Source organism: Agrococcus terreus (genome assembly GCF_014645235.1).
Lineage (GTDB): Bacteria > Actinomycetota > Actinomycetes > Actinomycetales > Microbacteriaceae > Agrococcus > Agrococcus terreus.
In genome coordinates, this window is the sequence record NZ_BMLM01000001.1 from 1,726,987 (window position 1) to 1,752,799 (window position 25,813).

General features: G+C 76.4%; 22 protein-coding genes and 1 pseudogene. 16 read left to right on the top strand and 7 right to left on the bottom strand.

Going from position 1 to position 25,813, the window contains the following annotated elements:
- The first annotated feature begins 30 nt into the window (after nucleotides 1–30).
- From metE to IEW90_RS08435, 10 genes are all read left to right on the top strand, one after another.
- Entirely contained in the window at nucleotides 31–2,298 is a 2,268-nt protein-coding gene (metE, locus tag IEW90_RS08390) for a 5-methyltetrahydropteroyltriglutamate--homocysteine S-methyltransferase (RefSeq protein ID WP_188717697.1), read from the top strand.
- 221 nt (nucleotides 2,299–2,519) lie between these two features.
- Nucleotides 2,520–4,178 carry a TIGR04028 family ABC transporter substrate-binding protein gene (locus tag IEW90_RS08395; RefSeq protein ID WP_188717698.1) on the top strand — a complete coding sequence of 553 codons (1,659 nt, stop codon included), beginning with the start codon at nucleotides 2,520–2,522 and terminating at the stop codon, nucleotides 4,176–4,178.
- Nucleotides 4,179–4,191: 13 nt separating this feature from the next.
- Nucleotides 4,192–5,217, top strand: a complete 1,026-nt coding sequence (locus IEW90_RS08400; RefSeq protein ID WP_188717699.1) for an ABC transporter permease — start codon at nucleotides 4,192–4,194, stop codon at nucleotides 5,215–5,217.
- A complete protein-coding gene (locus tag IEW90_RS08405) occupies nucleotides 5,214–6,068 on the top strand; it encodes an ABC transporter permease (RefSeq protein ID WP_188717700.1) in 855 nt (284 codons plus the stop codon). The genes IEW90_RS08400 and IEW90_RS08405 overlap by 4 nt, the downstream gene beginning before the upstream one ends.
- Nucleotides 6,065–7,807 (top strand): dipeptide ABC transporter ATP-binding protein, encoded by a 1,743-nt coding sequence (locus tag IEW90_RS08410; protein WP_188717701.1) that lies wholly within the window; start codon nucleotides 6,065–6,067, stop codon nucleotides 7,805–7,807. The genes IEW90_RS08405 and IEW90_RS08410 overlap by 4 nt, the downstream gene beginning before the upstream one ends.
- Nucleotides 7,807–8,838: an LLM class flavin-dependent oxidoreductase gene (locus IEW90_RS08415; protein ID WP_188717702.1), complete on the top strand. Its 1,032-nt coding sequence runs from the start codon at nucleotides 7,807–7,809 to the stop codon at nucleotides 8,836–8,838. Before IEW90_RS08410 ends, IEW90_RS08415 begins: the two co-directional genes overlap by 1 nt.
- Nucleotides 8,828–9,472: a CMD domain protein gene (locus tag IEW90_RS08420; RefSeq protein ID WP_188717703.1), complete on the top strand. Its 645-nt coding sequence runs from the start codon at nucleotides 8,828–8,830 to the stop codon at nucleotides 9,470–9,472. Before IEW90_RS08415 ends, IEW90_RS08420 begins: the two co-directional genes overlap by 11 nt.
- Nucleotides 9,469–10,068 (top strand): alkylhydroperoxidase domain protein, encoded by a 600-nt coding sequence (locus IEW90_RS08425; RefSeq protein WP_188717704.1) that lies wholly within the window; start codon nucleotides 9,469–9,471, stop codon nucleotides 10,066–10,068. The genes IEW90_RS08420 and IEW90_RS08425 overlap by 4 nt, the downstream gene beginning before the upstream one ends.
- Nucleotides 10,065–10,745, top strand: coding sequence for a VOC family protein (locus IEW90_RS08430; RefSeq protein WP_188717705.1), 681 nt, complete (start codon nucleotides 10,065–10,067; stop codon nucleotides 10,743–10,745). The genes IEW90_RS08425 and IEW90_RS08430 overlap by 4 nt, the downstream gene beginning before the upstream one ends.
- 125 nt (nucleotides 10,746–10,870) lie before the next feature.
- Nucleotides 10,871–11,101 carry a dodecin family protein gene (locus IEW90_RS08435; protein ID WP_188717706.1) on the top strand — a complete coding sequence of 77 codons (231 nt, stop codon included), beginning with the start codon at nucleotides 10,871–10,873 and terminating at the stop codon, nucleotides 11,099–11,101.
- A 142-nt stretch (nucleotides 11,102–11,243) separates the two neighbouring features.
- Here IEW90_RS08435 and IEW90_RS08440 read toward each other — a convergent pair whose 3' ends face one another.
- On the bottom strand, nucleotides 11,244–12,470 hold the full coding sequence (locus tag IEW90_RS08440; RefSeq protein ID WP_188717707.1) for a cobalamin-independent methionine synthase II family protein: 1,227 nt from the start codon (nucleotides 12,468–12,470) through the stop codon (nucleotides 11,244–11,246).
- Nucleotides 12,471–12,612: 142 nt separating this feature from the next.
- On the opposite strand from IEW90_RS08440, the gene IEW90_RS08445 reads away from it, so the two are divergent.
- Nucleotides 12,613–13,065, top strand: a complete 453-nt coding sequence (locus IEW90_RS08445) for a hypothetical protein (RefSeq protein WP_188717708.1) — start codon at nucleotides 12,613–12,615, stop codon at nucleotides 13,063–13,065.
- Nucleotides 13,066–13,165: 100 nt separating this feature from the next.
- Here IEW90_RS08445 and IEW90_RS08450 read toward each other — a convergent pair whose 3' ends face one another.
- The gene (locus tag IEW90_RS08450) at nucleotides 13,166–14,638 is read right to left on the bottom strand and encodes an HNH endonuclease signature motif containing protein (RefSeq protein WP_188717709.1); all 1,473 of its coding nucleotides are present in this window, start codon (nucleotides 14,636–14,638) and stop codon (nucleotides 13,166–13,168) included.
- Between the two features lie 199 nt (nucleotides 14,639–14,837).
- Here IEW90_RS08450 and IEW90_RS08455 point away from each other — a divergent pair.
- Nucleotides 14,838–15,469 (top strand): annotated as a pseudogene (locus tag IEW90_RS08455) (LysE family translocator).
- 91 nt (nucleotides 15,470–15,560) lie between these two features.
- Here IEW90_RS08455 and IEW90_RS08460 read toward each other — a convergent pair.
- The 4 genes from IEW90_RS08460 to IEW90_RS08475 form a co-directional block, all read right to left on the bottom strand.
- Nucleotides 15,561–17,936, bottom strand: a complete 2,376-nt coding sequence (locus tag IEW90_RS08460; protein ID WP_188717710.1) for a glycoside hydrolase family 65 protein — start codon at nucleotides 17,934–17,936, stop codon at nucleotides 15,561–15,563.
- Nucleotides 17,933–18,883, bottom strand: coding sequence for a PfkB family carbohydrate kinase (locus tag IEW90_RS08465; RefSeq protein ID WP_188717711.1), 951 nt, complete (start codon nucleotides 18,881–18,883; stop codon nucleotides 17,933–17,935). The genes IEW90_RS08460 and IEW90_RS08465 overlap by 4 nt, the downstream gene beginning before the upstream one ends.
- A gap of 108 nt (nucleotides 18,884–18,991) precedes the next feature.
- Nucleotides 18,992–20,731, bottom strand: a complete 1,740-nt coding sequence (locus IEW90_RS08470; protein WP_188717712.1) for an ABC1 kinase family protein — start codon at nucleotides 20,729–20,731, stop codon at nucleotides 18,992–18,994.
- A 40-nt stretch (nucleotides 20,732–20,771) separates the two neighbouring features.
- Nucleotides 20,772–21,392, bottom strand: a complete 621-nt coding sequence (locus IEW90_RS08475) for a PadR family transcriptional regulator (RefSeq protein ID WP_188717713.1) — start codon at nucleotides 21,390–21,392, stop codon at nucleotides 20,772–20,774.
- A gap of 130 nt (nucleotides 21,393–21,522) precedes the next feature.
- On the opposite strand from IEW90_RS08475, the gene IEW90_RS08480 reads away from it, so the two are divergent.
- A complete protein-coding gene (locus IEW90_RS08480) occupies nucleotides 21,523–22,041 on the top strand; it encodes a metallophosphoesterase family protein (protein ID WP_188717714.1) in 519 nt (172 codons plus the stop codon).
- A gap of 31 nt (nucleotides 22,042–22,072) precedes the next feature.
- Here the strand turns inward: IEW90_RS08480 and IEW90_RS08485 are convergent, their stop codons facing one another.
- Nucleotides 22,073–23,086, bottom strand: a complete 1,014-nt coding sequence (locus tag IEW90_RS08485) for a nitronate monooxygenase (RefSeq protein ID WP_188717715.1) — start codon at nucleotides 23,084–23,086, stop codon at nucleotides 22,073–22,075.
- 145 nt (nucleotides 23,087–23,231) lie between these two features.
- On the opposite strand from IEW90_RS08485, the gene IEW90_RS08490 reads away from it, so the two are divergent.
- The 3 genes from IEW90_RS08490 (at nucleotide 23,232) to nhaA (ending at nucleotide 25,800) form a co-directional block, all read left to right on the top strand.
- Nucleotides 23,232–23,930 (top strand): RraA family protein, encoded by a 699-nt coding sequence (locus IEW90_RS08490; RefSeq protein ID WP_229679559.1) that lies wholly within the window; start codon nucleotides 23,232–23,234, stop codon nucleotides 23,928–23,930.
- 140 nt (nucleotides 23,931–24,070) lie between these two features.
- On the top strand, nucleotides 24,071–24,421 hold the full coding sequence (locus IEW90_RS08495) for a cupin domain-containing protein (protein ID WP_188717717.1): 351 nt from the start codon (nucleotides 24,071–24,073) through the stop codon (nucleotides 24,419–24,421).
- Between the two features lie 119 nt (nucleotides 24,422–24,540).
- A complete protein-coding gene (gene nhaA, locus IEW90_RS08500) occupies nucleotides 24,541–25,800 on the top strand; it encodes a Na+/H+ antiporter NhaA (protein ID WP_229679560.1) in 1,260 nt (419 codons plus the stop codon).
- Nucleotides 25,801–25,813: the final 13 nt, after the last annotated feature.

Below are 25,813 nucleotides of genomic sequence, written 5' to 3' on the forward strand. Positions count from 1 at the left end.
CCGGCAGCAGCACCACCACGGAGGACCCCCATGACCACCACGACCGGCCCGTTCCCCGGCGGCACGATCCTCGGCTACCCGCGCATCGGGCGACGCCGCGAGCTCAAGCGCGCCCTCGAGTCGCACTGGCGCGGCGCGATCGACGACGCCGCCTTCCACGAGGCCGCCCGCGCGAACCGCGTCGCCGACCTCGAGCGGCTCGTCGCGCTCGGGCTGCGCGCCGACGACGCCTCGATCCCCGTCGAGGCCGCCCACTACGACCACGTGCTCGACGCGACGCTCACCTTCGGCGCCGTGCCGCCGCGCCTGCGCGGCCGCGTGCCCGCCGGGCTCGCCGGCGAGTGGCTGCTCGCCCGCGGCGAGGGCGACGACGCCCCGCTCGAGATGACGAAGTGGCTCGACTCGAACTACCACTACCTCGTGCCCGAACTCGACGCCGACACCGCGTTCTCGCTCGCCGACACCCGGATCGTCGACCGCTTCGTCGAGGCCGGCCGCGCCGGCGTGCACGGCCGCCCCGTGATCGTCGGCCCCGCGACGTACCTCGCGCTCGCGAAGGCCGAGGGCATCCGCCCCATCGACCTCGCCGATCGCCTCGTGCCCGCCTACGGCGCGCTCGCCGAGGCGCTCGCCGCCGCCGGCGCCAGCTGGGTGCAGCTCGACGAGCCCGCGCTCGTCGCCGACCTCGACGGCGCGACCCTCGAGGAGCTCCAGGCCGTCGCGCGCGCCGGCGCCGAGGCCGTGCGCGCCGCGGGCCTGCAGGTGCTCCTGCACGTCGGCCACGGCGACGCCGCCGGCCGCGTCGAGCCGCTCGCCGACGCCGTCGACGCGATCGCCGTCGACCTCGTGCGCGGCAGCGCGCCGGCCGGCGACGGCCCGCTCGTGGCCGGCGTCGTGCACGGCCGCAACGTGTGGCGCACCGACCTCGACGCCGCGCTCGACACGCTCCGCTGGCTCTCGGAGCGCCGCCCCACCTCGGTCGGCACCTCCACGAGCCTCCAGCACGTGCCGCACGACCTCGCCGCCGAGACCTCGCTCGACGAGCGCCTCGTGTCGTGGCTCGCCTTCGCCGACCAGAAGGTCGAGGAGGTCGTGGCGCTCGCCGCCGCGGTCGCCGGCGACGTCGACGAGGCACGCTTCGCCGCATCCCGCGCCGCCGTCGCCGACCGCGCCGCCGCCCCGGGCGTGCGCGACGGCGCCGTGCGCGAGCGCCTCGCCGCGCTCCCGGCCGGCGCCCGCGACCGCGCGCCCTACGCCGAGCGCGACGAGCAGCAGCGCGCGGCGCTCGACCTGCCGCCGCTGCCGACCACCACGATCGGCTCGTTCCCGCAGACGGGCGACATCCGCGTCGCCCGCGCCCGCAACGCGCGCGGCGAGCTCGACGACGCCGGCTACCGCGAGGTGCTGCGCGCCGAGGTGCGCCGCGTCGTCGAGCTGCAGGAGGAGCTGGGCCTCGACGTGCTCGTGCACGGCGAGCCCGAGCGCAACGACATGGTGCAGTACTTCGCCGAGCACTTCGACGGCTTCGCCGCCACCGAGCACGGCTGGGTGCAGTCCTACGGCTCCCGCGCCACGCGACCGTCGATCCTGTGGGGCGACGTCTCGCGGCCGGAGGCCTTCACCGTCGAGTGGATCGCGTACGCGCAGTCGCTCACGTCGAAGGTCGTGAAGGGCATGCTCACCGGCCCCGTGACGATCCTCGCGTGGTCGTTCGTGCGCGACGACCAGCCGCTCGGCGACACCGCCGACCAGGTCGCGCTCGCCCTCGCCGACGAGATCGCCGACCTCGAGGCCGCCGGCATCCGCATCGTGCAGGTCGATGAGCCGGCGCTGCGCGAGCTGCTGCCGCTCCGCGTCGAGGCGCGCCCGGCGTACCTCGCGTGGTCGGTCGGTGCGTTCCGGCTCGCGACGGCGGGCGCCGCGCCCGCGACGCAGATCCACACGCACCTCTGCTACTCGGAGTTCAACACGGTCGTCGACGCCATCGACGGCCTCGACGCCGACGTGACGAGCATCGAGGCGGCGCGCTCGAAGATGGAGATCGTCGAGCCGCTGCAGGCGCACGGCTACGGCCGCGGCATCGGCCCGGGCGTGTACGACATCCACTCCCCCCGCGTCCCGGCCGCCGACGAGCTCGACGCGCTCCTCGCGACGGCGACCGGGGCGATCCCGGACCGCCTGCTGTGGGTGAACCCCGACTGCGGCCTGAAGACGCGCGGCTACGACGAGACGGTCGCGAGCCTGCGGAACCTCGTGGAGGCGGCCGCCCGCGCCCGCGAGGCGGTGGCGGTGCGCTGACGCGGCCCGCTCCGCTCGACGGCGCGCATCGGCTCCGGCCGGTGCGCGCCGTCGGCGTTCGTGCGGAGCGGCGGTGGTCTCGAGACGCGTGCCGCCTGCGGCGGCGCGCTCCTCGACCAGCGAAGGGCGAAGTGTGACGCCGCGTTGCAGCGGTGCGTGCAAGCGGCGCCGGGATCGGCTCTACTTGGGTCTGCACCAAGCACTGCTTATGGAGGTCCATCATGGTCCGAATCCCCTCCCGTTCCCGGGTCGCCGTCGCCGGCGCCGTCGTCGCCGCCCTGGCGCTCTCGGCCTGCTCGGCGAGCGAGGCCACGTCGCCCGCCGCGAGCGGCAGCGGCGAGCCCGTCGTCGGCGGCACGCTCACCTACCTCGAGCACCAGGCCTACAGCTCGCTCTACCCGCCGGCCGCCGGCTTCTACCCGAACGGCGCGCTCGTCAACAACCTCACCTCGCGCCTCCTCTACCAGGACCCCGAGACCCTCGAGCTCGAGCCCTGGATCGCCACGGCCCTGCCCGAGGTGAACGAGGACGCGACCGAGTACACGTTCGACATCCGCACCGACGTCACCTACTCCGACGGCACGCCGCTCACGGCCGAGAACGTCGTCGCGAACATCGAGCTCTTCGGCACCGGCGACACCGACCGCGCGCTCATCGTCTCGGAGGCGGTCAACGACTTCGAGGCCGGCGAGGTGGTCGACGAGGACACCGTGCGCTTCACCTTCAGCGCCCCGGCGCCGGGCTTCGCGCAGGCCGTCTCGACCATCAACTCCGGCCTCCTCGCCGACGCGACGCTCGAGCGCGACTCCGAGGGCTTCGGCCCCGGCAACGCGACCGAGATCATCGGCGCCGGCCCGTTCGTGGTCGAGGCCGAGGAGGTCGGCACGTCGATCCGCCTCGCCGCCCGCGACGACTACGCCTGGGCGCCGGCGTCGTTCCCGAACCAGGGCCGCCCGTACGTCGACGCCGTCGACATCGTCATCGCCCCCGAGGACAGCGTCCGCATCGGCGCCCTGACGGCCGGCCAGGCCGACATCGCGCGCCAGGTCGAGCCGCAGCACGAGGAGGAGGTCGCCTCGGCGGGCCTCGAGATCGTCTCGGCGCAGACGAACGGCGTGAACAACGGCCTGAGCTTCCGCTTCGACCACCCGCTGCTCGAGGACATCCGCGTGCGGCAGGCGCTCATCGCCGGCATCGACCGCGAGGCGATCGTCTCGTCGATCTTCTCGGAGCACTACCCGCTCGCCACCTCGTCGCTGTCGCAGACCGCGCTCGGCTACCAGGACCAGGGCGACGCCTACGCGTTCGATCCGGAGCGCGCCGCGCAGCTGCTCGACGAGGCCGGCTGGGAGCCGGGCGCCGACGGCATCCGCACCCGCGACGGCGAGCGCCTGCACCTCGTCGTGAACGAGGCGCTGCCGCAGCCCCGCTCCCGCGACGTCATCACGCTCGTCGCGCAGCAGCTGCGCGAGATCGGCGTGGAGCTCGAGCTCTTCCAGGGCGACCAGGCGGCGCAGACCGCGGCATCGGCCGACATCGACCAGATCCAGATCTACCACTCGATGGTCGGCCGGGCGGACTTCGACGTCATCAAGAGCCAGTACTCGATCGAGAACCGCAACACGCTGCAGAACGCCGACGCCGACGGCAACCCGGTCGACCCGCAGCTCGAGGACCTGCTCCAGCAGGTCGCGGCGGCGCCGACGACCGAGGGCCGCGAGGAGGCCGACGCGGCCGTGCAGGCCTACCTCACCGAGCAGGCGTACGTGCTGCCGTTCTTCGAGGAGCCGCAGGTCTACGGCGTCCAGCCGCGCGTGCACGGGTTCCTCACCGAGTCGGTGGGCCGCCCCTCGCTCGCGAACGTCTGGCTCGAGGGCTGAGCGGGAGGCGGGCATGAGCATCGCAGTCCGACGTCCGCAGCAGGGCGGCCAGCAGGCGGGAGGCCCCGCGGGCCGCCGACCGGCGGCACCGCGATCCGGCACGCGCGCCCGCGCGCTGCGCCGCATCGGGCAGGCGGCGCTCGTCGTGGCGGCGACGTTCGTGCTCGCCTTCCTCCTCCTCCACGCGCTGCCGGGCGACGCGATCGTCGCCCGGTACGCGAGCCCCGAGCTCGGCCTCTCGCCCGAGCAGCTCGCCGACCTGCGCGCCGCCTACGGCGCCGACCAGCCGGTCTGGGTGCAGCTGGGCCTCTCGGCCTGGGGCTTCCTCACCGGCGACCTCGGCACCTCGCTGCAGACCGGCGCGGAGGTGTCGACCCTCATCGCGGCGGCGCTGCCGCCGACGCTCGCGCTCGCCGGGCTCGGCTTCCTGCTCGCGGCGGTGCTCGCGGTCGGCATCGCCGCCCTGGCGACCTTCGGTCGCTGGGAGCCGCTGCGCCGCGCGTTCCGCTCGCTGCCGCCGCTGTTCGTCTCGATCCCCGTGTTCTGGATCGGCATCGTGCTGCTGCAGGTGGTGTCGTTCCGGCTCGGGCTCATCCCCGTGATCGGCGCGAACGCGGCCGAGCAGCTCGTGCTGCCGGTCGTGACCATCGCGATCCCCATCGCGGCGCCGCTCGCGCAGGTGCTCATCCGCGCGATCGACGACACCCTCGCGGAGCCCTACGTGGCCGTCGCCCGCTCCCGCGGCGCCTCGGCCGGGTGGCTGCTGCAGCGGGAGGTGGCGCGGAACGCGCTGCTGCCGACCCTGACGATCGCGGGCGTGCTGTTCGGCGAGCTCATCGCCGGCGCCGTCGTCACCGAGACGGTCTTCGCGCGCTCCGGCCTCGGGCGCCTCACGGCCGACGCGGTCGCGACGCGCGACATCCCCGTGCTCCAGGCGGTCGTCGTCATCTCGGCCGTCGCCTTCGTCGTCATCAACCTCGTGGTCGACCTCGTCGCGCCGGCGATCGACCCCCGGCTCCGGAAGGAGGTGCGCGCATGAGCGCCCTCACCCTGCTCCCCGCGGGCGCAGCCGAGGCTCCGGCCCGCGCCGCCCGGCCCAAGCCCCGCGCGACCCTCGTCGTCGCCGTGCTCGTGCTCGCCGTCGCCCTCGCGTGGGCGTTCCTGCCCTGGCTCTTCACGAGCCAGGACCCCATCGCGGGCGTCGCGGCGGAGGCGCTGCAGGCGCCGAGCGCCGCGCATCCCTTCGGCACCGACGCGACGGGCCGCGACCTGCTCGCGCGCGTCATCTTCGGTGCCGGCAACTCGCTCGCGGGCGCCGCGATCGCCGTGCTCGTCGGCCTCGTCGTCGGCACCGCGCTCGGCGTGCTCGCCGGCTCGGTCGGCGGCCTCGTCGAGGACGCCGTGATGCGCGTCGTCGACGTGCTGCTCGCCATCCCCGGCCTGCTGCTCGCGCTCAGCGTCATCGTGCTGCTCGGCTTCGGCGTCACGAACGCCGCGATCGCCGTCGGTGTCACCTCGATCGCCGTCTTCGCGCGGCTCTCCCGCTCGCAGGTGGTGCGCGTGCGCCGCAGCGACTACGTGGAGGCCGCGTTCGGCTCGGGCGGCACGTTCCTCGCCGTGCTCGGCCGCCACGTGCTGCCGAACTCCCTCGGCGCCGTGCTCGCGCTCGCCGCCCTGCAGTTCGGCAGCGCCATCCTCGCCATCTCGACGCTCGGCTTCCTCGGCTACGGCGCCCCGCCGCCCACGCCCGAGTGGGGCCTGCTCATCGCCGAGAGCCGCGACTACGTCGCCACCAGCTGGTGGCTCACCACCCTGCCCGGCGTCGTCGTGGCAGCCGTCGTCCTCGCCGCGAACCGCGTCGCGGCAGCCATCAGGGAGGCAACCGCATGACCGAGCCGCTCCTCCGCGTCGACGGCCTCGCCGTCTCGTACCGCACCCGCCAGGGCTCCGGCCACGTCCGCCGCACCGCCGTCGAGGGCGTCTCGCTCGAGCTCGGCCGCGGCGAGGTGCTCGCGCTCGTCGGCGAGTCGGGCTCCGGCAAGACCACCATCGGGCAGTCGATCATCGGGCTGCTGCCCGAGGGCGGCCGCGTCGAGGCGGGCTCCATCGAGCTGCACCTCGCCGGGCGGCCCGTCGACCTCGCGAAGCTGCCCGCCCGCGCGGTGCAGGAGCTGCGCGGCCGCCGCATCGCGCTCGTGCCGCAGGACCCGGGCTCCTCGCTCAACCCCGTGCAGACGATCGGGGCGTCGGTCGCGGCGCCGCTGCGCATCCACCGGGAGGACGCGCGCTGGCGGGACCGCGACAGCATCCGCCGCCGCGTCGTCGAGCTGCTCGACCGCGTCGGCCTCGACGACCCCGAGCGCCGCGCCGGGCAGTACCCCCACGAGCTCTCGGGCGGCATGCGGCAGCGCGCGCTCATCGCCGCGGCGATCGCGCTCGAGCCCGACCTCATCGTCGCCGACGAGCCGACGAGCGCCCTCGACGTCACCGTGCAGCGCCGCATCCTCGACCTGCTCGACGAGCTGCGGGGCGAGCTCGGCTCGAGCGTGCTGCTCATCACCCACGACCTCGCCGTCGCGGCCGAGCGCGCCGACCGGATCGCCGTGCTGCGGCAGGGCGCGCTCGAGGAGGCCGGCCCCGCCCGCGAGGTGCTGCGGGCGCCCGCGACCGCGTACACGCGCACCCTGCTCGCGGACGCCCCCGCGCTGCAGGACGTCGCGCCGCGGCCCGCGCGCGCCGCCGGCCCGAATGCGGCTGCGCCGCTCGTCCGGGTCGAGGGGCTCGTGCACGAGTACGGGCACGGGCGGGATGCGTTCCGCGCCGTCGACGACGTCGCCTTCGCGATCGAGCGGGGCACGACGCACGCGCTCGTCGGCGAGTCCGGCTCCGGCAAGACGACGATCGGCCGGGCCGTCGCCGCGCTCCACGCGCCGACCGCGGGCAGCATCCGGATCGGCGACCGCGACGTGCTCGCCGCGGGCGGCAGCCCGTGGCGGCGCGACCGCTCGATCCGCCGGCTCGTGCAGCTCGTGTCGCAGAACCCGTACGCCTCGCTCGACCCGCGCCGCACGATCGCGCAGGCGATCGGCGAGCCGCTGCGCAACTGGGGACCTGCGGAGGGCGGCGTGCGCGACCGCGCCGCGCTGGCCCGGCGGGTCGCGACCGCGCTCGACCAGGTGGCGCTGCCCGCCGACGTCGCGCACCGGCTCCCGCGGGAGCTCTCGGGCGGCCAGCGGCAGCGCGTCGCGATCGCCCGGGCGCTCATCATCGAGCCCGAGGTCGTCGTGCTGGACGAGGCCGTCTCGGCCCTCGACGTCACGGTGCAGTCGCAGATCCTCGAGCTGCTCGAGTCGCTGCAGCGCGACCTCGGCCTCACCTACCTGTTCATCACGCACGACCTCGCGGTCGTGCGCCGGATCGCCGACTCCGTGACCGTCCTGCGGCGCGGCGCGGCGGTCGAGACCGGTGCCGCCGAGCGTGTCCTGCTCGCGCCCGAGCACGAGTACACGCGCGCGTTGCTCGACGCGGTGCCCGCCCCCGAGTGGCTGCGGCCCACGCCCGCCGACGACCGACGCTCGGTCGACGACCGCCGAGCCGCGCACGACGACCTGCGACTGGAGGTGGCCTGATGGCTCCCACGATCGGCTTCTTCACCCGGCTGCTCGACGACGCGTCGGCGGCGGAGCGCTACCGCACCGCGCTCGAGCACGTCGAGCTCGCCGAGCGGCTCGGCTTCCGCTCCGCGTGGGTGGCGCAGCACCACCTGGACGGCCGGGAGGGCGGCCTGCCCTCGCCGTTCGTGCTGCTCGCCGCCGCGGCCGCGCGCACCGAGCGCATTCGCCTCGGCACCGCCATCGTCACGCTCGCGCACGAGCAGGCCGCGCGCGTCGCCGAGGACGCCGCGGTGCTCGACACGATCGCGGGCGGGCGCGTGGAGCTGGGCCTCGGCACCGGCGGCAGCCCGCGCACGCTCAGCGCCTTCGGCGAGGATCCCGCCCAGCGGCGCGCCATCTACGACGCGAAGCTGCACCGGCTGCGCACGCTGCTCGACGGCTCGGCCGACGAGGTGCTGTACCCGGCCGCGCCCGGCCTCGCCGACCGCCTCTGGCAGGCGACCTTCTCGGCCGAGGGCGCCGGGCTCATCGGCGCGCAGGGCGACGGGCTCATGCTCTCGCGCGTGCAGCCGCCGCCCCCGGGGCTCGCGGAGGGCGCGACGCCGCCGCGCGTCTGGGAGGTGCAGCGGCCTGCCGTCGAGGCGTACCGGGCGGCGCTCCCCGGCGGCGCGGCGCCGCGCATCCTCGCCTCACGCACGGTCGTCGTCGTCGACGACGCCGAGACGGGGCGCGAGCTCGCCTCGCGCGCGGCCCGAGCCATCGACGCCCAGCTCGCTGCGCTGCACGGCGGCGTCCCGGAGGGGCTGCCGCTCGAGGCCCTGCTCGAGCGCAGCGAGACGATCATCGGCACGCCCGGCCAGGTGGTCGCGGCGCTCCGGCGCGACGCGGTCGCGAACGCCGCGAGCGAGGTCAGCATCCAGGTCCACTCGATCGATCCGCCGGCGCACCTCGTCGCGCGGTCGCTCGAGCTGTTCGCGCGCGAGGTCGCGCCAGCGCTCGGCTGGAGGGTCGGGCACCACGAGGAGGAGGAACGCCATGTCGCATGACGACGTCATCGACCATCTCGCCGAGATCGAGCCGGGATCCGCGCTCGACCGGATCCGCCGCGCGAGGCCCGATGCGCGCGAGCACGCGCAGCAGAGCTTCCTCGCGCTGCTCGAGCCGGCCGAGCCCGGCCAGCTGACGCTCGCGGAGCGGTACGCGGTCGCCGCGTACGTCGCGGTGCTCCACGACGCCGACGAGGACCGCTCGCGCAGCGCCGCGTTCTACCTCGAGCTGCTCGCCGACGAGGCCGACGCCGCGCTCGTCGCGGCGGTGCGCGACGCCGCCGACGCGGGCCGCGCGCACGGGCCGTACGGCGACTACCGCGAGCCGGCGCTCGCGGGCGAGGCGGTGGCAGGCCCCGAGGCCCGCATCGACGCGCCCGTCGTGCCCGAGCGGCTGCGCGCCGCGCTCGAGCACGCGCACCTGCTCGTGCTGCACCCGCGCGACGCGAGGGCCGAGACGCTCCGGGCGCTCGTCGACGCCGGCTGGGGCGCGGACGCGATCGTCTCGCTCAGCCAGCTCGTCGCGTTCCTCGCCTTCCAGCTGCGGCTCGTGCACGGCCTCCGCGCCGTCGCCGCAGCGCCCGCATCCGCCGCATCCAGATCCGACGCCGACCTCGAGGGGGCCGTCGCATGACCGAGATCCGCGACTACCCGGCGCTGCGCCGGCCCGACCGCTTCACGCAGGAGGGGCTCGGCTGGGTGCCGTGGGCGCCGCCCGTGCCCGAGGATGCGCTGACCGACGTGCAGCGGCACGCGCTCGTCGAGGCGTCGCGCTCCGCGAGCCCCTACTTCCGGCTGCTCGCGCGCGACCCGGAGGCGCTGCGCGCGCGCACGCTCACCGACCTCGACATCTTCGGCAACGAGGACGGCGGGCTGCCGCGCTGGGAGCGGGAGCTCGCAGCCGCCGCGTCGTCGCGCACGACCGGCTGCGTGTTCTGCGCCTCGGTGCACGCGCGTGCCGCGTCGCGGCTCTCGGGCCGCACCGACGACGTGCAGCGGCTGCTCGACGAGGGCGTCGGCGTGCGGGTCGACGAGCGCTTCGACGCGATCGTCGACGCCTCGGCGGCGCTCGCCGCCACGCCTGCCGCGTTCGACGCCGAGCACGTGGAGCGACTGCGCGCCGCGGGGCTCGACGACGCCGCGATCGTCGACGCGATCGCCGGGGCGGCGTTCTTCAACTGGGCGAACCGGCTCATGCTCTCGCTCGGCGAGCCGGAGGTCGTGGGATGACCGGCGTCGAGACGCAGGTGGCCGCAGCGATCGACCACGTCGTGCTCGCCGGCCCCGACCTCGCGGCCGCGGTCGCCCACGTCGAGGCCGTCACGGGCGTGCGCGCCGCGCCCGGCGGCCGCCACCCGCGCGGCACCGCGAACGCGCTCATCGCCTTCACGCGCGGCGGCCGTCGCGTGCGGCAGTACCTCGAGGTGATCGGCCCGGATGCGGAGGCCGGCTGGAGCGCCGACCGCGTCGACACCTTCGGCATCGACCGGCTCGACGGGCCGCGGGTCGTCACGTTCTCGGCGCGGCCGGACGACATCGAGGCGGCCGTCGCGGCCGCCCGCGCGTCGGGGGTGCCGTTCCAGGACGTCGAGCCGCTCTCGCGCCGGACGCCCGACGGGCGCGAGCTCGCGTGGCGGCTCGCGCGGCCGGAGCAGGGCGAGGCGCATCCGCCGTTCCTCATCGACTGGGGCGCGACGGCCCATCCGGGCCTCGACGGGCTGCCGACGCTCGAGCTCGTGGCGCTGCGCCGGCTGACGCCCGACGTCGCCGGCGAGACCGCGCGCCTGCGGGCGCTCGGGGTCATCGTCGGCGAGGCGGGCGAGGAGGCGGTCGAGGTCGTCGAGGCCGGCGCCGACGGCTTCGAGCTCGAGGTGGCGGTCGACGGGCGGCGCGTCCTGCTGCGCTGAACGGGCCTCCCGAGCGACCGGAGCGCGGATCCGCCCCTACCGCAGGGGACGGATCCGCGCTTCGCTGTGTGCGTGCGGGGAGATCCCCCGCCGTGTGCCCTCGGGCACAGGACGAGGAGGTCCGCATGGCATCCGTGGCCAGGGTCACCACCATCACATCGCGCTCGGAGCAGAGCTTCGAGGACGCGATCCGGCAGGGCGTGCAGCGCGTCAACGAGACGCTGCGCGGCGTCGAGGGCGCGTGGGTGAAGGATCAGGTCGTGAACATCGCCGACGGGGCGATCACCTCGTGGCAGGTGACGCTGGAGGTGACGTTCGTGCTCGACGGCGCGCACGGCGACGCTTCGAGCGACTAGCTCCTCCGACGCCGCCTCCCCCCGCTGGTCGAGGAGCGTGCGGCGCAGCCGCACGCGTCTCGAGACCACAGCCCGTCGAGCGGTCGCGGTGGTCTCGAGACGGCCGCGGCTCCGCCGCGGCCTCCTCGACCAGCGAAGGAGCTCAGACGAGCGTCGCAGCGCCCAGCCGCTGCTCCGCCAAGCGTGCGCCCTCGCCGAGCGCCTCGAGCTTCGCCACCGCGATCGAGGGGTGGATGCGGCCGCCGAGGCCGCAGTCGGTCGAGGCGATGACGCGCTCGGGGCCGACGATGCGGGCGAAGCGCTCGATGCGGTCGGCGACGAGCTCGGGGTGCTCGACGACGTTCGTCGCGTGACCGATCACGCCCGGGGCGATGCGCGCGCCCTCGGGCAGGGCGATGTCCTCCCAGACGCGCCACTCGTGCTCGTGGCGCGCGTTCGCGGCCTCGAACGAGAAGCTGCCGGCCTCGACCTCGAGCACGAGCGGCGCGATCTCGCGCAGCCCGATGTCGGTCGTGTGCGGGCCGTGCCACGAGCCCCAGCACAGGTGCAGGCGCACCTGCTCCTTCGGCAGGCCGCGGATGGCGTGGTTGAGCGCCTCGACGCGGATGCGCGTGAACGCGAGGTAGTCCTCGATACTCGGCTCGGGGTTGATCTGGTCCCAGTTCTCGGCGAGCGAGGGGTCGTCGATCTGCACGACGAGGCCGGCGTCGACGATGGCGCGGTACTCCTCGCGGAGCACGTCGGCCCAGGCCCAGATGTGCTCCTCTTCGCTCGCGTAGTGGCGGTTCGCGATGCGCGAGGCGGAGCCGGGCGACAGCGCCGTGAGGAAGCCCTGCTCGGCGCCCGAGGCGTCGAGGCCCGCGCGGAGGTTGCGCACGTCGGCGGCGATCGCCTCCTGCCCGATGTAGCGGAGGGCGCCGGTGGTGGCGGGGAACGCGGTGGCGGGCGTCGACTCGAGGAGCGGGTGCTCGGGGTCGAGGTACGCGTCGGCGAAGCGCTGCCAGTCGCGGCGGTCGGGGAACGACGTGAGGCGCACGTTGCCGGGCTCTGACCGCACGGGCTCCTGCGTGAAGATGTCCTCGCCGGTGACCTCGAGGCCCTCGACGCGCTGGAAGACGTAGCTCCACCACGCGCCGTAGTCGAGGGCGCTCGACATCGCCTTGCCGTACTCGCCGTCGCCGACGATCGTGATGCCGAGGCGCTGCTGGCGCTCGACGAGGTCGGCGACCGCGGCGGTGAGCAGGCCCTCGAACTCCGGCGTGCGCTCGAGCGTGAGGCCGTCGTCGGCGACGCGGCGGGCGGCGTTGGCGGCGAGGAGCTCGGGCGTGCGCGGCAGGCTGCCGGCGTGCGAGACGTCGATGCGGGGCATGGTGGACCTTCCGGAGGCTTGCGGGGGCACTCGCACGCTATCCGCGCGGTTCGACGGTGGCCCAGGCGACCGGTCACGCTTCGTCACACGGCAGCGGCGGGGCTCTCGGCGGATCCCCGGCGGAGGGGCGCATCCTCGTGGCATGCCCACCGCCTCGCTCCGCCGCTCCCGCGCGGTGGCGATGCGTGCGGTCGTCGTCGCGTGCGGCACGCTCCTGCTCGCCGCCTGCGGAGCCGTCACGGCCGAGGCGGAGCCGGAGGTCGGCTCGGGCGGGGCGTGCGCCGCCCCGACCGCCGCGCTCGCGGAGGGGCAGGATGCACGCGTCGAGCCGGGCGACGTCGTCGTGGTGGAGCTCGTGCACTTCGAGGCCGACTGCGACGACATGGTGCAGAACGGCACGCCGCTGCCCGGCCGCCCGGACTTCCCCGTGCCGATCCGCTGGATCCAGGGCGACTCCGCGCTGCACGTCGACGACGCCTGGACGAGCGACGCGGGCCTGCAGGTGGTGGAGGTCGAGGTGCCGCCCGAGGCGAGCCCGGGGCAGGCGATCATCGAGATCCAGCTCATGCGCGTGACGGTCGACGTCGAGGGCTGAAGCGAGGGCTGCAGCCCCGTGCCGCCGGCGCCGCGGTCGCAGAGGTCCGCGGGTGCGCCAGCCGGGCGCGCTGTGCCGCTGCGCGTTATGCCGCTGAGCGCTATGCCGCGGCTCGCTCGCGCTGCAGATGCCGTCGCGGTGGCAGCGCGAGCGATCGATGCACCCGCCAGCGCCAGCCCCTCCCCCGTCCGGTTCCTCGCTCCGTCGCCTGCCGACTCACACGCAGCCGGCCGCGATGCACGTCGTGGTGGCAGCGGGAGCACAGGAGCAGGCCGTTGTCGACGTCGGTGGCGCCGCCGGTCTGCCACGACTGCACGTGGTGCGCCTCGCACCAGCCGGGCGGCGCTGAGCAGCCGGGCCCGCGGCAGCCGCCGTCGCGGAGCGCGATCGCGCGGCGCTGGGCGGCGGTGAAGAGGCGCGACGCCCGACCGAGCTCGAGCACGTGGCCGTCGGGATCGATCGCGGCGGCCGGCACGTGCCCGTCGCAGAGGATGCGCGCGGCGAGGGCCGCGGGCACGACGTCGCCCGTGCCCTCGATGCGCGCCCACGCGGCCGGGTCGCCTGCGGCGGCGCGCTCGAGCTGCTCGGCGGGCACCGTGACGACGAGCGTGGGCGCGGCGCCGCCGATGCGGGGCGCATCGCCGGAGCGCGCGTGCGCCTCGACGATGCCGAGCAGCGCGTCGCACTGCGCCTGTGGGCGGGTGCGGTCGTCGGCCTCCTCGGCGTCGTCCTGAGCGTCGGCGAACGAGGGCGTGCGCGGCGCCGTATGGGCGTCGAGCACGGCCTGGAGCGCGGCGCCCTGCTCGGGCGTGCACACCAGCCGGCCGATCGCCATGCCGTCGGCGCGCCGGCCGAGCCGGAACGACCGCTCGGCGCGCTGTGCGTCGTCGCGCGGCTCGAGCCCGTCGGGGTCGAGGGCCGCGAGCCAGGCGCGTGCCTGCACGCCGAGCTCTTCGGGCGGAGTGGGCCCCGCGTCCTGCGCCGGTGCATCGTCGAGGTCGCTGCCGTCGGGACCGATGCCCGTCGCGGCGTCGACGAGGTGCCGCTCAGCGACTGCGCGCGCGTCGGGCGCGATGCGGTCGTCGCCCTGCTCGAGCACCGCGACGATCGTGCGCGCCTGGGCGAGCGAGACGAGCGCGCCGGCGAGCGCCGCGCCGACCACCGGGAACCGCGCGGGCACCTCCGCTCCCGAGAGCGCGACCGCGGGCCGCGTCGCGGCGGCGACGGCCTCGAGGTCGCGCGCGTGGCGGGCGGTGACGCCGAGCTCGTGCCGCAGCGCCTCCGCCGTCGACCGGTAGCCGATCGAGCGCGGCAGCGAGGTGCCCGCCGTGCGCGGCGGCGTGCTGGCGAGCAGGCCGGCGACGCCGACCGCGGCGGCGTCGGCAGCGCGGGTGAGCTCGCCGATCGCGGCGACCACGGCCCAGCGCTCGGCATCGGGCAGCGCCGAGAACGCGTCGAGACCCTCCGAGACCTCCGCTCGGATGCCCTCGGCGACCGACCGGATGCGGGCCGCGGCATCCTGCGGCATCGCGGCTCCCGCCGCCTCCCGCACCGCCGTCTCGACCACTCGCATCCCCCTTCGGATGCCTCGAACCTATGCGGTGCCACTGACATGCCGACGCGGCCCGTTGACGTCCGGATCGCAGCCCGATCGCGCTCCGTGCCAGCCCCCGCAGCAGCCTGGGGCCGCCGGACCCGGCCGACCCGATCCCAGCGCCCGGCAACCCGCAGGCTGCCGCAGGACCCGCGGATCCGACCACTCGGAGGCGCGCATGCTCCCCGACCTCGATGCCCTCGCATCCTTCGCCCTCGTCGTGGCCCTGCTCACCATCACGCCCGGCGTCGACACCGCGATCGTGCTGCGCGCCGGCGCGACGCGCGACCGCGCCCATGCCTGGGGCGTCGTGCTCGGCGTGCAGCTGGGCGTGCTCACATGGGGCGCGCTCGCCGCGCTCGGCGTGAGCGCCGTGCTCGCCGCTCGCAGCTCGCCTACGACGTCGTGCGCTACGCCGGCGCCGCCTACCTGGTGTGGATCGGAGCACGGCTCCTGTGGGGCGCGATGCGCGGCCGAGCGCACGACGCGCCGACGGAGGGCGCCCGCCGCCCGGGTCTGCTCGCCGGCCTCCGCCGCGGCCTCGTCACGAACCTCCTCAACCCCAAGGTCGGCGCCTTCTCCGTCGCCCTCCTGCCGCAGCTCATCCCGGTCGGCGCGCCGCACCTCCCCTGGGGCCTCGCCCTCGCGGGCACGCACGCGCTGCTCGGCGGCCTCTGGCTCGGCACGCTCGTGCTCCTCGCCCGCAGCGTGCGCGGCTGGCTGCAGCGGCCGCTCGTCGCGCGCTGGGTCGACGGCGTGGCCGGCACGGCCATCGCGGGCTTCGGCGTGCGCCTCGCCGTCGTGCGCTGAGGGCGACCTCCGCCGTGGGGCTCGCGGCACCGTCGACGAGGGTCCGGAACGCGCTCTGCGCCCGCGCGCGCAGGCGCCGGGCGCCGGGCGGCTACCCCGCGAACGCCTCGCGGAACGGCTTCGGCGCCCGGCCCGCCGGCTGCTGCGGCCGCGGCCCCGGATCCGGCAGCGGCGGCGTCGGCATGGACCGCGGCGCGCCTGCCTCGAGCTCGACGCGCTCGCCGAAGTGCCGGAGCGCGATCGGCGGGCCGTCCGCGAGGCGGTACTCGGTGCGCTCGGGCCGCACGTCCACGCGCAGCTCCTGCCCCCGCACCCGGATGCCGAACCGCAGACGGGTGAGCTGCTCCGGCAGGCGCGGCGAGAACGAGAGCCCGGCCGTGCCGTCGCGCATGCCGCCGAAGCCCGCGACGAGCGCCGTCCAGATGCCGGCGAGCGAGGCGAGGTGCAGCCCCTCGTCGGTGTTGCGATGGAGGTCGTCGAGGTCGAGCGTCGCCGCCTCCGCGAGGTAGTCGGCCGCGAGGTCGAGGTGCCCCACCGCCGCCGCGACGACCGCCTGCGGCGCGGCGGAGAGCGAGGAGTCGCGCACGGTGATCGCCTCCGACCAGCGGAACGCGGCCGCCGCCTCCTCGGGCGAGAACGCCTCGTGCGCGACGTGCAGCGCGAGCACGAGGTCGGCCTGCTTGCCGACCTCCCTGCGGTACAGCTCGACGTAGGGGTGGTGGTCGTGGAGCGGGTAGCGGTCGCGGGAGGCGGCGAAGTCCCAGCGCTCGCGCTCGGTCGAGCCGGCCGAGTGCTCGTGCACGCCGTGCCGCTCGCTGAACGGCACGACGAGCGCACGGGCGATCACGACCCAGCCGCCGATCTCGCCGTCGCTGGCGCCGAGGTCCCGGGCGCGGTCCGGATGCCGTCCCGCGGCCTCGGCGGCCGCGAGCAGGTTCCCGCGCGCGACGAGGTTCGTGTACGCGTTGTCGTCGACGATCGCCGAGTACTCGTCCGGTCCCGTCACGCCGTCGATGTGGCAGCGCCCCTCGGCGTCGCGCCGCACGAGCGTCGCCCACAGCCGCGCCGTCTCGACGAGGATCTCCAGGCCCACCTCGCGCTCGAACCGCTCGTCGCCCGTCGCGCGCACGTGCTGCGCGGCGCCGAGCGCGACAGCCGCGTTGACGTGGAAGGCCGCCGTGCTCGCCGGCCAGTAGCCGGAGCTCTCGCGGCCGTCGATCGTGCGCCACGCGAAGCTCGCGCCGGCGAGGCGCAGCGTCCGGGCACGCTCCCGCGCCCGGTCGAGGGTCGCGTGCCGCCACCGCAGCGCCTGCTCGGCGGCGTCCGGCGCCGTCGCGGTGAGCACGGGCAGCACGAAGGCCTCGAAGTCCCAGAACACGTGGCCCGCGTAGCCGGCCCCCGTGAGCCCCTTGCCGGGCACCGAGCGCGCGTCGAGCCGCGCGCTCGCCTGGAAGAGCTGGAAGAGCGCGAACCGCACCGCCTGCTGCAGCCGCGGCTCGCCCTCCACCTCGACGTCGGCGCACGCCCAGAACGCGTCGAGCCGCGCGCGCTGCGCCCGCACGAGCGCCTCCCAGCCGTCCTCGCGCGCGGCCGCGAGCTGCGCCTCCGCCCGGTCGCGCAGGGCGTGCGCCTCGAGGTCGGGCGACCAGGCGTGCCCGACGAGCTTCTCGAGCTCGACCCGCTCTCCCGCCGCGAGCCGCACGACGACGGTCGTGCGCGCCACGTCGGCCTCGGCCTCGGTGCGGATGCTCGGCTCCACGCCGGCGGGGGCCGTGACCCGGTGGTCCATCGCGACGGCGACGCCGATGCGGCTGCGCCGCGTGCGGTGCACCAGCGTGGCCGCGGCGCCCAGCGCGTGCGCGGTCAGCGGCTCGAAGGGATGCGCGAGGATGTCGCGCACGCGGGGGTCCGGATGCTGGTCGGGCACGGGCTCGTCGGCGACGAGCTCGGACTGCAGCGTGATCGTGACGGGCCCGTCGACCGCCTCGACCGCGTAGCGGATCGCGGCGACGCCGCGGTGCTCGAACGAGACGAGCCGCTCGCTGCGCACCCGCACGACCCGGCCCGCGGGCGAGGTCCAGTCGACCGCACGGCGCACGAGCCCGTCGCGCAGCTCGAGCCGCTGCTCGTGCCGCTCGAGCGCACCGGTGCGCACGTCGAGCGGCTCGTCGTCCACGAGCAGCCGCACGACCTGCCCGTCGGCCACGCGCACGACCGCCTGGCCGTGCTCCGGGTAGCCGTACCCCTCCTCGGCGTAGGGCATCGGATGCTCCTCGAACACGCCGTTCAGGAAGGCGCCGGCGACGCCGTGCGGCTCGCCCTCGTCGAGCACGCCGCGCCAGCCGAGGTTGCCGTTCGAGAGCGCGAGCACCGACTCGCGGTGCGCGAGCCGCTCGGGCTCGAGGTCGGCGATGCCGCAGCTCGCGACGCCGATGCTCCAGGGCTCGCAGTCGTAGGCGACGCTCACCGCTCGCCGCCCTGCGGCCGCGCGGCGCGCTCGCCGCGCTCCGGCTCGACGCCCGCGAGCTCGGGGTGCCCGCCGAGCCGCTGCACCGCGGCGGTCGCGGCGGCCGCGCCGAGCCCGCCGACCTCCTCGAGCGCGTCGCCGCGGACGAGCCCGACGGCGATGCCCGCGACGAAGGCGTCGCCCGCGCCGGTGGGGTCGACCACGGGCGCGTCGCCGTGCGGGAACCAGCGCGCGCCGCCGTGCCACGCCACGACGTCGCCGTCCTCGGCCGCGAGCGCGACGAGCCGCGGCCCCCGCTCGAGGAGCGAGGCGGCCGCCGCCTCCGCATCCAGGCGCGACTCGATCGGACGGCCGAGGAGCAGCTCGGCCTCGGCAGCATCGGCGCGCACCGCGGCCGCCATCCCGACGAGCGCGTCGCGCGCATCCCCCTCGACGGCGCCGTCGAGCAGCACCGGCACGCCGGCGTCGGCGGCGATGCGGGCCGCGGCGAGGAGGGCGCCGACCGGCTGCTGCAGCTGCAGCACGAGCAGGTCGGCGGCGCGGATGTCGCCGGCCGCCACCTCGACGTCGGCCACGGTCACGAGCGAGGCATCCGTCACGTCCTCCAGCAGGCGCCGCTCGCCGTCGTCGACGACGTCGACGAGCAGCGCCGTCGTGCCGCGCCGCGCGAGCCGGGCCGTGCCGACGCCGAGCGCTCGGGCCTCCTCGACCGCGCGCGCCCCCGCGTCGTCGTCGCCGAGCGCGGCGACGAGCACGACCTCGGCCTCCGGCGCGAGCTGTCGCAGCCCGACCGCGATCGACGCGCCCTTGCCGCCGAGCCGCTCGATGCGGCGGCGCACCTCCGTGCTGCCGCCCGCCTCCGGGAGGCCTCCGACCTCGAGCACGAGGTCGCGTCCCGCGTGGCCGACCACCACGAACCGCGCCCGATCGTCGTCCGCACCGCGCATGCCGCCCCCTCCGCCCCGGGCGCCGGATGCACCCGGATGTCCCCCGATCGTAGGAGCGGCGGCGGCGCGCAGCCTGGGCGCGCGCCGCGCTCGACGCACTCGCGACCGTCAGCCCCGCCGGTCGAGCAGCCCGCCCAGCATCGCGTGGAGGCCCGGCAGCGCCGACGCCGCCATGAGCCACCCGCCGAGCACCGGATCCGGCTCCCGCAGCACGGCGCCACCCACGAGCAGCCCCACGAACAGCACCGCCGAGACCACCCTGCCGAGCATCCGCTCGACGCGGCCGAGCCGTCGCTCGACCTCCGGGCTGCGGGTCGCGATGCGGCCGTCCTCGAGCCGCGCGAGCGCGCGGTCGATGCGCCGCGGCAGCCGGGCGAGCACCGACGCGGTCTCGACGACCTCGTCGATCGCGGCGCGCGCGATGCCGCCGCGCTCGTCGCGCAGCAGCCGCCCCGCGTAGGGCTCCACCGCATCCCACAGGTTGAACGCCGGGTCGAGCGCGCTGCACACGCCCGAGGTGAGGCCCATCGCGCGGATGACGAGCAGCAGGTCCTCCGGCAGCTGGAACGGCATCGTGCGCATGAGGTCGCCGAACTCGGCCGCGAACTGCCGGAACTGGCGCGGGTCGACCTCTCGCAGCTCGGCGAAGCCCATGCCGCCGAAGCGCGCGAACGCGAGCGTCATCGCGCGCTCGAGCTCGTTCGTGTCGGCGGTCGGCAGCAGGCCGCCGAGCTCGCGCATCGCGGCGACGAGCCCCGCGCCGTCGCGCGCGGCCGCGGCGATGAGCAGCGACCGCAGGCCCGCGCGCGTGCCCGCCGGCACCTCGCCCATCATCCCGAAGTCGATGAACGTGAGGCGCCACGGCGGGGCGCCCGCCGCGACCGCCTCCGAGTCGGAGGGCGTCACGAAGAGGTTGCCGGGATGCGGATCGGCGTGGAAACGGCCGTGCACGAAGAGCTGGTCGAACATGACGGCGGCGAACGCGTGCGCGACCTCCGCCGGGTCGATGCCGGCGGCGCGGAGCGCGGCGACGTCGGTGATCTTGATCGCGGCGACGTCGGCGAGCGTCAGCACGCGCCGGGTGGTGCGCTCCCAGACCACCTCGGGCGACTCGACCCGGGCGTCGCCGGCGAAGTCGGCGGCGAAGCGCTCGGCGCTCGCCGCCTCGTGCAGGTAGTCGATCTCCTCGAGGCTCGTGCCGGCGAACTCCTCGACGAGCGCGGGCACGTCGACGCGGTCGGCGACGAGGCGCACGCGCCGGAGCCAGCCGCCGACGCGGCGGAGCGCCGCGAGGTCGACGTCGACGACGTCGCCGATGCCCGGGCGCTGCACCTTCACGACGGCCTGCGCGATCCCCGTCTCGGCCGCATCCCGCTCATGGAGCAGCGCGCGGTGCGCCTGCCCGAGCGACGCGGCGGCGATGGGGGTCTCCTCGATCCAGGCGTACGCGCGCTCGAGCGGCATCCCGAGCTCCGCCTCGGCGAGGGCGCGCAGCTCGCCGAAGGGCACGGCGGGGACCTCGTCCTGCAGGCCCTCGAGCTCCTTCGTGATCTCCGGCGGCAGCACGTCGAGCCGCGACGACAGGAACTGGCCCACCTTGATCATGAGGCCGCCGAGCTCGACGGCGAGCGCGTGGAAGCCGCGCGCGAGTCGCGTCAGCCGCGCGGTGCGGCCACGCGCGCCGAGGCTCGCGAGGCCCACCCGGGGCAGCGCGAGCTCGAACCACCAGAGCACGACGAGGTGGCGGGCGGCGAAGCGCAGGATGCGTCGGTAGCGGGCGCGCAGGGCGGGGCTGCGACGCGCCGGATCGCCCGCGGGCGCCCCCGCTGCCGCGGCGTCCTCGGCCATCGCGCCTCCCCGCCCCCGCGCGGGCGCCGGCGGCACCGGGTCAGTCCTGCGCGAGGATCGCGTAGAGCCTACGGCGCGCCGCTTCGAGCACCTCGACCGCCTCCTGCACCTGCGCCGGGCTGCCCGTGCGGCCCACCTGCGCGGCGGCCTGGGCGAGCTCCAGGCCCGCCTTCGGGAGCGCCGGCAGCCGCGACGGCGGGCGCTCGCCCTCCGCCTGGCCGAGCCACGGCGCGTGGCGGTCGGCGGCCGCGTCGGCCTCCGCGCGCCCGCCCTCGCTGAGCGCGTAGGTCTTGCGGCCGTCGGCCTCCGATGCCGTGATGAGGCCCTCGTCGGCGAGCAGCTGGAGCGTCGGGTACACCGAGCCGGGGCTCGGCTTCCACGCGCCGCCGCTGCGCTCCTCGATCTCCTGGATGATCTGGTAGCCGTGCATGGGCCGCTCAGCGAGCAGCGCGAGCACGGCGGCGCGCACGTCGCCGCGCCCCATGCGCGAGCCGCCGCGGCGCTCGAAGGGGCCGCCGCGCTCGAAGGCGGTGCGCAGGTGGTCCATCGCGTCCCACATGTGCGCGCCGGGGCCGCCGAAGCCCCTGCCGAAGCCCGGGCCGAAGCCCTGTCCGGCGCCGGCGCCGAAGCCCTGGCCGAAGTCGTCCTGGGTGCCGTGCATCTCGATGCCTCCCTCGCTCGCCGACTGTCGGCGATGCTCGACGATATATCGCTCGCGTGCCTCGCGGAAGCCCTCGCGGCTAGGGATCGCCGATGGGTCCGCACCCATCCGCCTGCGCGAGGATGGCCGCATGCCCACGCGCCTGCTGCTGCTCAGCGACACCCACCTGCCCGTGCGCGCGAAGGCGCTGCAGGCGCAGGTGTGGCGGATGGTCGACGAGGCCGACGTCGTCGTCCACGCGGGCGACTGGGTCGAGCCGGCGCTGCTCGACGAGCTCGAGGCGCGCGCGGCACGGCTCGTCGGCGTCGCGGGCAACAACGACGGGGCGGAGCTCTGGGCGCGGCTCGGCGAGGTCGCGCGCATCGAGGTCGACGGCGTGCGCATCGCGGCGATCCACGAGACCGGCGCGAAGGCGGGCCGGGAGGCGCGCTGCGACGCGCGCTTCGGCCCCGCGTCGGACGATCCGGCCGACGTGCTCGTCTTCGGCCACTCCCACATCCCGTGGGACTCGACCACGCCGCAGGGCCTGCGCCTGCTCAACCCCGGCTCCCCCACCGACCGCCGCCGCCAGCCGGTCGGCACGGTCATGACCGCGGTCGCCGACGCCGGCGCGCTGCGCGACGTCGCGCTCGTGCCGACCCCGCGCTGAGCGGCGGGCGCCAGCACGGTGTCACCCGCGGCTACGGCGCGAGGTCGGCGAGGATCTCGGCGATCGGCGCCTCGCGCGCCTCGCGCCACCCCTCGCCCGCCCACAGGTGCAGGCGCGACGCCTCGCCCGCCGCGGCGGCCGCGGCGCGCATCGGCCGCGTGAGGTGGTGGATGGCGGGGTAGCCGGCGGGCGCGTGGGCGTCGTGGCGCTCGAGGAACGCGTTGACGAGCGCCCGCGCGGGCCGACCCGTGAAAGCGCGGGTGAGCGCGGTGCGCTCGAAGGCCGGGTCGGCGAGGGCGGCGCGATGCGTGGCGCCGGTGCCGGCCTCGCGGGCGCGCAGCACCGCGGTGCCCACGGCGACGGCGTCGGCGCCCGCCGCGAGCAGCGCCCGCACCTGCTCGCGGCGCACCACGCCGCCGGCGGCGACGATCGGCAGCGAGGAGGCGGCGCGCACCGCCGCGACGAGCTCGGCGAGCGGCCGCTCCTCGGGCAGTGCACCCTGCGCCCACACGCCCGAGTGCCCGCCGGCGCCCCAGCCCTGCACGACGAGGGCGTCGACGCCCGCCGCCTCCGCGGCCCGCGCCTCCGCGACCGACGTGACGGTCTGCAGCACGGCGATCCCCGCGTCCGCGAGCGCCGCGAGCGAGGCCGCATCCGGGAGGCCGAAGGTCCACGAGACGACGGGCACGCGCGCCTCGATGACGAGCGCGAGCTTCGCACCCCACGCGTCGTCGTCCTCCCGCAGCGGGGGCAGGTCGTCGCCGGCCTCCGCGCGGATCCGATCGGCGTACGCGGCGTAGTCGGCGACGGCGATCGGATGCGGGTTCGGCACGAACAGGTTCACGCCGAACGCCTCCACGCCGGCGGCGCGCACCTCGTCGATCTGCGCGCGGAGGGCATCGGCCGTCAGGTAGCCGCCCGCGAGCTGCGCGAAGGCGCCCGCGCGGGCGGCGGCGACGACGAGCGCCGGGGTGCTCGGGCCGCCGGCCATCGGCGCGACGAGCACCGGGCCGAGCGCGGCGATCGGGTCGGGCAGCTGGGGCATCGGACCTCCCTCTCCGCCGCCCACGCTAGCGGCGGGCATGGCGCCGGTGGCGCGCGGCGGCCAGCATGATCGGGGCAGGGGCCCGCCTGCGACCTCCCTCGCCCATCCCCGCCGCCGACCCCGCCGCCGACCCCCAGGAGCCGCCGTGACCGATCCGCTCGCCGCCTTCGCCGACCTCTCGACCCCGCACGTCGCCGACGCGTGCATGCGGCTCGGCATCGCCGTGCGCTGCGCGCCCGCGGGCACCCGCCCGGTCGTGCCCGGCTCGCGCGCCGTCGGCCGCGCGCTGCCCGCCCAGCACGCGGGCAGCGTCGACGTGTTCCTCGAAGCGCTCGAGGGCGCCGAGGCGGGCGACGTGCTCGTCGTCGACGACGGCGGCCGCACCGACCGCGCGTGCGTCGGCGACCTCGTCGCGCTCGAGGCGGCCGCGGCGGGCATCGCGGGGATCGTCATCTGGGGCCTCCATCGCGACACGCCGGAGCTGCGCGAGATCGGCCTGCCCGTGCTCAGCCTCGGTGCCTCCCCCACCGGCCCGGCCTCGGTCGAGCCGCAGGCGGCCGACGCGCTCGCGCGGGCTCGGCTCGGCGAGCACGCGGCGACCCTCGACGACCTCGTGCTCGCCGACGACGACGGCGCGATCCTCGTGCCCCTCGGTCGCGCGCAGGAGGTGGCGGTCGCGGCCGCCGCGATCCGCGACGCGGAGCGCTCGCAGGCCGCCCGGATGCGGGCCGGCGAGCGGCTGCGCGACCAGGTGCGGTTCGGCGACTACCTCGTCGCGCGGCGGGAGCGCGGCATCGGCTTCCGCGAGCACCTGCGCGCCGTCGGCGGCGCGATCGAGGAGTAGCGCGGCCGCACCTCAGGGACATCCCTGATGCCGTTGCCTGCGGATGGGCGCAGACTCGGAGGCCGGGGCCCGGGGAGGGGCCGCCCCGGGGACGCGTGCACGGCCGACGCCTCCCGCGATGCACGGCCGATGGAGGAACCATGGTCGCGCACGTCGACACGATGGTCGAGAGCCTGGGCGCCATCGGGCGCTCGCTCCTGGAGGAGGGCGCCGAGGCACCCGCGATGACGCACGTCCGCGGCGAGCACCGGCAGCTGCAGCAGACGGTGATCGCGCTCGCCGCGGGCCAGTCGCGCAGCTTCGAGGGCGGCGCCGCCGAGGCGACGCTGCTCGTGCTGCGCGGCGCGGTCGAGGTGGCCAGCAGCGTGGCGCAGGCGGAGGCGACCGCCTTCGACCTCGTGCACCTGCCCGCAGGCGAGTGGAGCGTGACCGCGTTCCCCGACACGATCGCCGTCGTCTCCTGGCTGGACCCCGCGGCGACCGGCGCCTGAGCGAGGCTGGGCCTTCCAGCGCACGCCGTCGCGGCGCGATAGCCTGGATGCGGTGTGCCGGGAAGCCTGGTCGGCGTCCCGCTGAGCGACTCGGCTCGGCGGGTGCCGAGAGGAGACCCGTGGAGCCCACCCGCACCCCCACCGGCGCGCGCCGCGCGCGCATCGCCCAGCTGCTCCGGCTCGAGACCACGAGCGGCGCCCTGCTGCTCGCCGCCGCGGCCGCCGCGCTCATCTGGGCGAACTCGCCCTGGCAGGAGTCGTACGCGTCGCTCATGGCGCTCGAGGTCGGCCCGGCCGCGCTGCACCTCGACCTGAGCGTCGCCGCCTGGGCGGCCGACGGCCTCCTCGCGGTGTTCTTCTACGTCGTCGGCGTCGAGCTCAAGCACGAGATCGTCGCGGGCAGCCTCCGCGATCCTCGCCGTGCGGCCGTGCCGGTGCTCGCCGCGATCGGCGGGATGGCGCTGCCGGCAGCCGTCTTCGTCGGCATCGTCCTCGCCGGCGACGACGCCGACGCGCTCACCGGCTGGGCGATCCCCGCCGCCACGGACATCGCCTTCGCGCTCGCCGTGCTCGCGATCTTCGGCCGCGGCCTTCCCGTGGGCCTCCGCACCTTCCTGCTCACGCTCGCCGTGGTCGACGACCTGCTGGCGATCGTCGTGATCGCGCTCTTCTACACGGCGGGCGTGCAGCTGTTCGCGCTCGTGGGCGCCCTCGTCGCGGTGACGGCCTTCGCCCTCCTCGTGCGCTCGCGCTTCGCCGCCTGGTGGCTGCTCATCCCGGTCGCGCTCGTCGCGTGGTGGCTCATGCACGAGTCGGGCGTGCACGCGACGATCGCCGGCGTCCTGCTCGGCGCGGTCGTGTCCGCGCGGCCGGTGCACGGCGAGCAGGAGCCGCGCACCCACCGGCACGAGGCCGCCGTCCGGCCCTGGTCGACCGCGATCGCACTGCCGGTGTTCGCCTTCTGCTCTGCGGGCGTCTCGGTCGTCGACGGCGGCGGCTTCGGCGAGCTCGCGGCGCAGCCGGTGCTGCTCGCGGTCGCCGCAGGCCTCGTGCTCGGCAAGCTGCTCGGCGTCCTGGGCGTGACGGCGCTCGTCACCCGCCTCACGCCGCTGCGCCTGCCCGACGGGATCGGGATCCGCGACCTGCTGCCGGTCGCGCTCCTCACTGGGATCGGCTTCACGGTGTCGCTGCTCATCGCCGAGCTCTCGTTCGACGACGCGGCGCGCACCGATGCCGCGAAGCTCGCGGTGCTCCTCGGCTCGGGCGTCGCGGCGCTGCTCGCCGCACCGCTGCTGCGGTGGGACGCCCGGCGGGCGCGGAGCCGCGACGAGAACCTCGACGGCGTGCCCGACGCGCCGCAGGCGCGGATCGGCGACTGAGGCCGAGCGGGCG